Annotated in this window: 7 protein-coding genes; all 7 read left to right on the top strand. The window is 60.6% G+C overall.

The window, feature by feature from the left end; translation table 11 throughout:
* Positions 1-627: septum site-determining protein MinD (gene minD, locus ACIOWE_RS26870; protein ID WP_401397782.1), on the top strand; the 627-nt coding region annotated here is incomplete at its 5' end.
* Positions 627-881 carry a cell division topological specificity factor MinE gene (gene minE / locus ACIOWE_RS26865; protein ID WP_003223146.1) on the top strand — a complete coding sequence of 85 codons (255 nt, stop codon included), beginning with the start codon at positions 627-629 and terminating at the stop codon, positions 879-881. The genes minD and minE, both read left to right, overlap by 1 nt.
* A 91-nt stretch (positions 882-972) precedes the next feature.
* Positions 973-1,608, top strand: a complete 636-nt coding sequence (locus ACIOWE_RS26860) for an RluA family pseudouridine synthase (RefSeq protein ID WP_007960625.1) — start codon at positions 973-975, stop codon at positions 1,606-1,608.
* Positions 1,609-1,769: 161 nt separating this feature from the next.
* Complete coding sequence (locus ACIOWE_RS26855; RefSeq protein ID WP_401397779.1) at positions 1,770-3,059, top strand: M18 family aminopeptidase; 1,290 nt, start codon at positions 1,770-1,772, stop codon at positions 3,057-3,059.
* Positions 3,060-3,298: 239 nt separating this feature from the next.
* On the top strand, positions 3,299-3,475 hold the full coding sequence (locus ACIOWE_RS26850; protein WP_177431475.1) for a hypothetical protein: 177 nt from the start codon (positions 3,299-3,301) through the stop codon (positions 3,473-3,475).
* 77 nt (positions 3,476-3,552) lie between these two features.
* The gene (locus tag ACIOWE_RS26845) at positions 3,553-5,706 is read left to right on the top strand and encodes a mechanosensitive ion channel family protein (protein ID WP_401397776.1); all 2,154 of its coding nucleotides are present in this window, start codon (positions 3,553-3,555) and stop codon (positions 5,704-5,706) included.
* Positions 5,707-5,772: 66 nt separating this feature from the next.
* Positions 5,773-7,107: an amidohydrolase gene (locus ACIOWE_RS26840; RefSeq protein ID WP_401397773.1), complete on the top strand. Its 1,335-nt coding sequence runs from the start codon at positions 5,773-5,775 to the stop codon at positions 7,105-7,107.
* Positions 7,108-7,567 lie beyond the last annotated feature (460 nt).

The following is a 7,567-nucleotide window of genomic DNA, read 5'->3' as shown; positions in this document are numbered from 1 at the left end:
GTGGTCAACGGCGAAGCCAACCTGCAACAGGCTCTGATCAAAGACAAGCGCCTGGAAAACCTCTACGTACTGGCCGCCAGCCAGACCCGCGACAAAGACGCGCTGACCGTCGAAGGCGTGGAAAAAGTCCTGATGCAGTTGAAGGAAGACTTCGACTTCGTGGTCTGCGACTCCCCGGCGGGCATCGAGAAAGGTGCACACCTGGCCATGTATTTCGCCGACGAAGCGATTATCGTGACCAACCCGGAAGTGTCCTCGGTACGTGACTCCGACCGCATGCTCGGCCTGTTGGCCAGCAAGTCCCGTCGTGCCGAAAACGGCGAAGAGCCGATCAAGGAACACCTCCTGCTGACCCGTTACAACCCACAGCGCGTCAGTGATGGCGAAATGCTCGGTGTTGAAGACGTGAAGGAAATTCTGGCAGTGACCCTGCTGGGCGTCATCCCGGAGTCTCAGGCCGTCCTGAAGGCATCCAACTCGGGCGTCCCGGTGATTCTCGACGACCAGAGCGACGCCGGTCAGGCGTACAGCGATGCCGTTGATCGTCTGCTGGGCAAAGAAAAAGAACATCGTTTCCTCGATGTTACGAAGAAGGGATTCTTCGAGCGCCTGTTTGGAGGTAGGTAATGAACCTTTTTGACTTCTTTCGTGCCAACAAAAAGCCAAGCACTGCCTCGGTAGCGAAAGAGCGTCTACAGATCATCGTGGCGCATGAGCGCGGCCAGCGCAGCACGCCGGATTACTTGCCAGCCTTGCAGAAGGAACTGGTCGACGTGATCCGCAAGTACGTCAACATCGGCAACGACGACGTACATGTTGCACTGGAAAGCCAGGGCAGTTGCTCGATTCTGGAACTCAACATCACCCTGCCAGATCGCTGAGTCGATCCGGCAGGAACGACGGCGGTTCAGGGCCATTCCCGAAACGGAATGGCCCTGAACCGCCGTTGGCATTTGTTACGAGGCTGTTTTAATGCCGTTGTCCAACATCCGCATCATCCATCAGGACGCCGCCGTACTGGTGGTCGACAAACCGACCCTGCTGCTCTCGGTGCCCGGTCGCGCCGACGACAACAAGGACTGCCTGATTACCCGCTTGCAGGAAAACGGCTACCCGGAAGCACGCATCGTCCATCGCCTGGACTGGGAAACCTCCGGGATCATTCTGCTGGCCCGTGACGCTGACACCCACCGCGAACTGTCGCGCCAGTTTCACGACCGCGAAACCGAAAAGGCCTACACAGCTTTGGCCTGGGGCCAGCCGGAACTGGACAGTGGCAGTATCGATTTGCCGCTGCGCTACGACCCGCCGACCAAGCCGCGCCACGTGGTCGATCATGAATTCGGCAAGCATGCACTGACCTTCTGGCGTGTGCTTGAACGTTGCGGCGACTGGTGCCGCGTCGAGCTGACGCCGATCACTGGCCGCTCGCACCAGTTGCGCGTGCACATGCTGTCGATCGGTCATCCGTTGCTCGGCGATGGCCTCTACGCCCACGAACAAGCCCTCGCTGCCTGGCCGCGCCTGTGCCTGCACGCGAGCATGCTCAGCTTCACCCATCCGCAAACCGGTGAACGCCTGCGCTTCGAGTGCCCGGCACCGTTCTGACCGTACCCTCTGTAGGAGCTGCCGCAGGCTGCGATCTTTTGATCTTATAAACAGCAAGATCAAAAGATCGCAGCCTGCGGCAGCTCCTACAGGGATCCGGTGCAGATTCAATTCCCTGGTCAATGCGTTAAACTCCCGGCCATTGCTGTCTGGAGTTTCTTATGCGCGAAGAGTTGAACCAAGGCCTGATCGACTTTCTCAAGGCCTCCCCTACCCCGTTCCACGCCACTGCCAGCCTTGTTCAACGTCTGGAGGCCGCCGGTTACGTGCGCCTCGACGAGCGCGAGCCATGGACCACCGAGCCTAACGGCCGCTATTACGTCACCCGCAACGACTCCTCGATCGTCGCAATCAAAATGGGCCGTACTTCGCCACTGAACGGCGGCATCCGCCTGGTCGGCGCGCACACCGACAGCCCGTGCCTGCGAGTCAAACCGCAACCGGAGCTGCAGCGTCAGGGTTTCTGGCAACTGGGCGTCGAAGTCTACGGCGGTGCGCTGCTGGCCCCGTGGTTCGACCGCGATCTGTCGCTGGCCGGCCGCGTGACCTTCCGCCGTGACGGCAAAGTCGAGAGCCAGCTGATCGACTTCAAGGCACCGATCGCGATCATTCCCAACCTGGCCATCCACCTCAACCGCGAGGCCAATCAGGGCTGGGCGATCAACGCACAGACCGAACTGCCGCCGATCCTCGCGCAGTTTGCCGGTGACGAGCGCGTCGATTTCCGCGCCGTGCTCACCGATCAACTGGCCCGCGAACATGGCCTCAACGCTGACGTTGTGCTCGATTACGAGCTGAGTTTCTACGACACGCAAAGTGCTGCGGTGATTGGCCTGAACGGCGATTTCATTGCCGGCGCACGCCTCGACAACCTGCTGTCGTGCTACGCCGGTCTGCAAGCCTTGCTCACTGCCGAAACCGACGAAACCTGCGTGCTGGTGTGCAACGATCACGAAGAAGTCGGCTCCTGCTCGGCCTGCGGTGCCGACGGCCCGATGCTCGAACAGACCCTGCGCCGCCTGCTGCCGGAAGGTGACGAGTTTGTCCGCACCATTCAAAAATCTCTGCTGGTCTCGGCCGACAACGCCCACGGCGTGCACCCGAACTACGCCGAGAAGCACGACGCCAACCACGGCCCGAAACTCAACGCCGGTCCGGTGATCAAGGTCAACAGCAACCAGCGCTACGCCACCAACAGCGAAACTGCCGGCTTCTTCCGTCATCTGTGCATGGCCGAAGAAGTCCCGGTGCAAAGCTTCGTGGTCCGCAGCGACATGGGCTGCGGCTCGACCATCGGCCCGATCACCGCCAGCCACCTGGGCGTGCGCACCGTCGATATCGGTCTGCCGACTTTCGCCATGCACTCGATTCGCGAGCTGTGCGGCAGCCATGACCTGGCGCACCTGGTCAAAGTGCTGAGCGCGTTTTACGCCTGCCGCGAATTGCCGTAATCCCTGCTTTTGTGGCGAGGGAGCTTGCTCCCGCTGGGTCGCGAAGCGGCCCAAAACCTGAGCACGCGTTGAGTCAGCATGATCGTGTGCTCAGAATTTACGACGGCTGCGCCGCCGAGCGGGAGCAAGCTCCCTCGCCACACGATCAAAGCAAAACCGGCTCAATTCTGATACACATCAGAACTGCTCAACCAAAACCGGCCTAGACTTAAATCATCCCTTCAGACAAGGCAGTCTTCATGATCTCGATGTCTTCGTTCCACGCCATGCTCATTCCCATTCTGTGCGGGATGATCCTGCTGGCGATCGGTTTCAACTTCCGCGACAAAAACGCCGGTGTTTTTGCCATGTGGATCGGCATGCTGATGATTCTCGCCACCGTGGTGTACAAGATCCTCGCCAAACTCAACGAATAAATCCGCGCCCGACTCGCATTGAGTCAGGCGGGCTCGTACACTCCAGCGAATCCGCCCCTTGCGAGGTTGACCGCCTAGTGTTTGCTCGTCTTTTTGCCCTGCCCTGCTTTTTACTCATCTGCCTGATGACGCTGCTGCCCGTGGCGCCTGCCCACGCAGTCGGTCTGCCAGGCCTGCTCAACACCAGCAAGACGCAGCCCGAGGCGCAGGAACCGCTGGGGCAATCCCTCGACGAAGTCATCAAGTCGCTGGAAAACGACAAGCAACGTGCACAGTTGCTGACCGATCTGAAAAAACTGCGTGACGCCACGAAAAAAGCCCAGGCCTCTCCCGAAGAAGGCGTACTCGGGCTGATTGGCGGCACGCTGGCCAATTTCGAAAAACAATTCTCCGGCGCCGACAGCCCGCTCAATCGCTGGTCCAACGAATTCGATCTGGCCAAGGATGAGCTGAAAGCATTGATGCTCCCGGCCAGCGAATGGCTGCCGATTGTCTTCGGCTTCGCGGTGATCCTGATGGTCTGGAGCCTGCTCGCCGCCGCGCTGATCTGGCTCGGTCACCGGGTGCGTATGCGTTTCGGCCTCACCGAAGAATTGCCGCAACACCCCAAGGCCCTCGACATGCTGCGCTTCGCGTTGCGCAAACTTGGGCCATGGCTGATCGCCTTGGTAATGACCGTTTACATGAGCTACGCCTTGCCGTCATCGCTGGGCAAAAGCCTGGCGATGGTGCTGGCCTATGCGCTGGTGGTCGGCACCTGTTTCTCGGCGATCTGCGTGATCGCGTTCTCCCTGCTCGACGGCCCGCACCGCCATCGTGCGCTGTACATCCTGCGCCATCAGGCGTTTCGACCGTTGTGGCTGATCGGCAGCTTCGCCGCGTTTGGTGAAGCGCTGAACGACCCGCGCCTGATCGAGAGCCTCGGCGTGCACTTGGCACATACAGCGGCGACCGTCGCCAATGTCCTCGCCGCACTGTCGACCGGTTTGTTCATCCTGCGTTTCCGCCGACCGATTGCCCACCTGATCCGCAACCAACCGTTGTCCCGGCGCCTGACGCGCCGCGCCCTCAGCGACACCATCGAAATCCTTGGCACCTTTTGGTACGTGCCGGCGCTGGTGCTGGTCGGGATCTCGCTGTTCGCCACCTTCGTCTCCGCCGGCGATACCAGCACCGCATTACGCCAGTCGCTGATCTGCACCGTGCTGTTGGTGTTGTGCATGGTCATCAATGGATTGGTACGCCGGCATTCGCTGAAACCGCAACGCGGGGCGAAACGCCACGCGCTCTACTCCGAGCGCCTGAAAAGTTTCTTCTACACCCTCGCGCATTTGCTGGTGTGGCTGGCGTTCATCGAACTGGGCTTGCGCGTGTGGGGCCAGTCGCTGATCGGTTTTGCCGAAGGCGAAGGCCATGACGTCAGCGTCAAACTGTTCAGTCTGATCGGCACGCTGATCTTCTCCTGGCTGATCTGGATCCTCGCCGACACCGCCGTCCATCACGCCCTCACCCGCTCGCGCAAAGGCCTGGCCAACGCCCGCGCACAGACGATGATGCCGCTGATCCGCAACGTGCTGTTCGTGGCGATTTTCATCATTGCGCTGATCGTTGCCTTGGCCAACATGGGCATGAACGTCACGCCACTGCTGGCCGGTGCCGGTGTCATTGGTCTGGCCATCGGTTTCGGTGCGCAGTCGCTGGTCGCGGATTTGATCACCGGCCTGTTCATCATCATCGAAGATTCGCTGGCCATCGATGACTACGTCGACGTCGGTGGCCACCTCGGTACCGTCGAAGGCCTGACCATCCGCACCGTGCGTCTGCGCGATATCGACGGCATCGTCCACACGATCCCGTTCAGCGAAATCAAAAGCATCAAAAACTACTCGCGGGAATTCGGTTACGCGATCTTCCGCGTGGCCGTGCCATACAACATGGAAATCGACGACGCGATCAAACTGATGCGCGAAGTCGGCCAGAAAATGCGCACCGATCCCCTGCAACGCCGCAACATCTGGTCGCCGCTGGAGATTCAGGGTGTGGAGAGTTTTGAGTCCGGCAGCGCGATTCTGCGCGCCCGCTTCAAGACCGCGCCGATCAAACAATGGGAGGTTTCCCGGGCCTTCAACCTGTCGCTCAAACGCCATCTCGACGAAGCCGGGCTGGATCTGGCGACGCCGAGAATGAGTGTGCAAGTGATCACTGCCGGTGGTGGCCAGCCGAAGGAATAGCACTTAGGCACGACGTTCGGGTCACAGGCAGGGAAGCCAAAAAAACAATAACCATGGAGAAACCCGATGCAGCTGACACGCATTGCCCAAGCTGTGCTGTTCACCTTATTCGCCAGCAACGCCGTCGCGGCGACAATGGACAGCACCCGCGAACAGATCGCCGTACAAGCCAAACAGCTTGAACCCGAACTGCTGGAAACCCGCCGCGACATCCACGCCCACCCGGAACTCGGCAACAGCGAAAAACGCACATCGGAACTGGTTGCCAAACAACTCAAAGCCATGGGCCTGGAAGTCAAAACCGGCGTCGCCCGCACCGGCGTGGTCGCCATCCTCAAAGGCGCCCTGCCCGGCCCGACCGTGGCCCTGCGCGCCGACATGGACGCGCTGCCGGTCAAGGAAGTCGCCGACCTGCCGTTCGCCTCGAAAGCCAAAGGCACCTACCTCGACAAAGAAGTCGACGTCATGCACGCCTGCGGCCACGACGCCCACACCGCGATCCTGCTCAGCACAGCGAAAATTCTCACCGGCATGCGCGACACCCTGCCCGGCACCGTGGTGTTCTACTTCCAGCCCGCCGAAGAAGGCCCCAGCGACTTCATCCCCGACGGCAAAAACACCTGGGGCGCAAAAATGATGGTCGAAGAAGGCGTGATGAAATCACCCAAACCCGACGCGGTCTTCGGCCTGCACGTCTGGGCCGGCATCCCCGCCGGCCAGATCGCCTACCGCCCCGGCGCCACTCTCGCCAGCTCCGACGACCTGCGCATCAAAATCCTCGGCAAACAAACCCACGCCGGTCGTCCTTGGGACGGCATCGACCCGATCACCGTCGGCGCACAAACCATCGTCGGCCTGCAAACCGTGGTCAGCCGCCGCACCGACATTTCGTCTTACCCCTCAGTCGTCAGCATCGGCACCATCAACGGCGGCACCCGCTACAACATCATTCCCGAATCCGTCGACATGACCGGCACCATCCGCTCCTACGACTACGGCATTCGCCAGAAACTGCATGCCGACGTGCGCCAGACCGTCGAGAAAATCGCCGAAAGCGGTGGCGCGAAAGCCGATGTGACCATCATCGAAAAATACGACCCGACCATTAACAACCCGGCATTGACCGAAAAAATGCTGCCGACCTTGAAGTGGGCAGCCAAGGACGACGTGGTCAATGCACCGCTGGTGGGAGGCGCAGAAGACTTCTCGTTCTTCGCCAAGGAAGTACCGGGGCTGTTTGTGTTTCTGGGCGTGACGCCAAGAGAACAGGACATGAGCAAGGCAGCGCCGAACCACAATCCGGGATTCTTTGTGGATGAGTCGGCATTGGTGGTGGGAGTCAGGACATTGGCATCGTTGGCGACGGATTATTTGTATGCCAATGCGGGGGCTGGCAAGTAGAGAAGAGGGTGACTCTGGGGGCGCTTTCGCGAGCAGGCTAGCTCCCACATTTGGACCGCGTGCAGCCTGCCAGAGACTGGTCGGCTGCCAGGCCGCCATCGCCAGCAGGCTAGCTCCCACAATGGACCGCGTGCAGCCTGCCAGAGACTGGTCGGCTGTCAGGCCGCCATCGCCAGCAGGGCTAGCTCCCACAGGGGATCGAGTTCAATCAGCCAGAGACTGGTCGGCTGCCAGGCCGCCATCGCCAGCAGGACTAGCTCCCACAGGGGATCGAGTTCAATCAGCCAGAGACTGGTCGGCCGTCAGGCCGCCATCACTGCCACAAAAAAACGAGTACCCCCCAAACGCGGCGCATGCCGCCCCACTCAACACAATGAGCGTTAGCTCGAGTACCGCTCTTGATCTGGAAGGCCCGTCGGAAGGCTGAGTGGAGGGATTGATCCGGGGGTGGGAGCGCAGC

Origin of the sequence: Pseudomonas sp. NPDC087598, from assembly GCF_044743525.1 — a bacterium.
Taxonomy (GTDB): domain Bacteria; phylum Pseudomonadota; class Gammaproteobacteria; order Pseudomonadales; family Pseudomonadaceae; genus Aquipseudomonas.
This window is presented reverse-complemented; position numbering and strand designations above follow the sequence as displayed.

Excerpts from the sequence above, each read along its gene's own strand:
- minE (WP_003223146.1), top strand. The coding sequence starts at position 627 with ATGAACCTTTTTGACTTCTTTCGTGCCAACAAAAAGCCAAGCACTGCC.
- ACIOWE_RS26840 (WP_401397773.1), top strand. The coding sequence starts at position 5,773 with ATGCAGCTGACACGCATTGCCCAAGCTGTGCTGTTCACCTTATTCGCC.
- ACIOWE_RS26855 (WP_401397779.1), top strand. The coding sequence starts at position 1,770 with ATGCGCGAAGAGTTGAACCAAGGCCTGATCGACTTTCTCAAGGCCTCC.
- ACIOWE_RS26860 (WP_007960625.1), top strand. The coding sequence starts at position 973 with ATGCCGTTGTCCAACATCCGCATCATCCATCAGGACGCCGCCGTACTG.
- ACIOWE_RS26850 (WP_177431475.1), top strand. The coding sequence starts at position 3,299 with ATGATCTCGATGTCTTCGTTCCACGCCATGCTCATTCCCATTCTGTGC.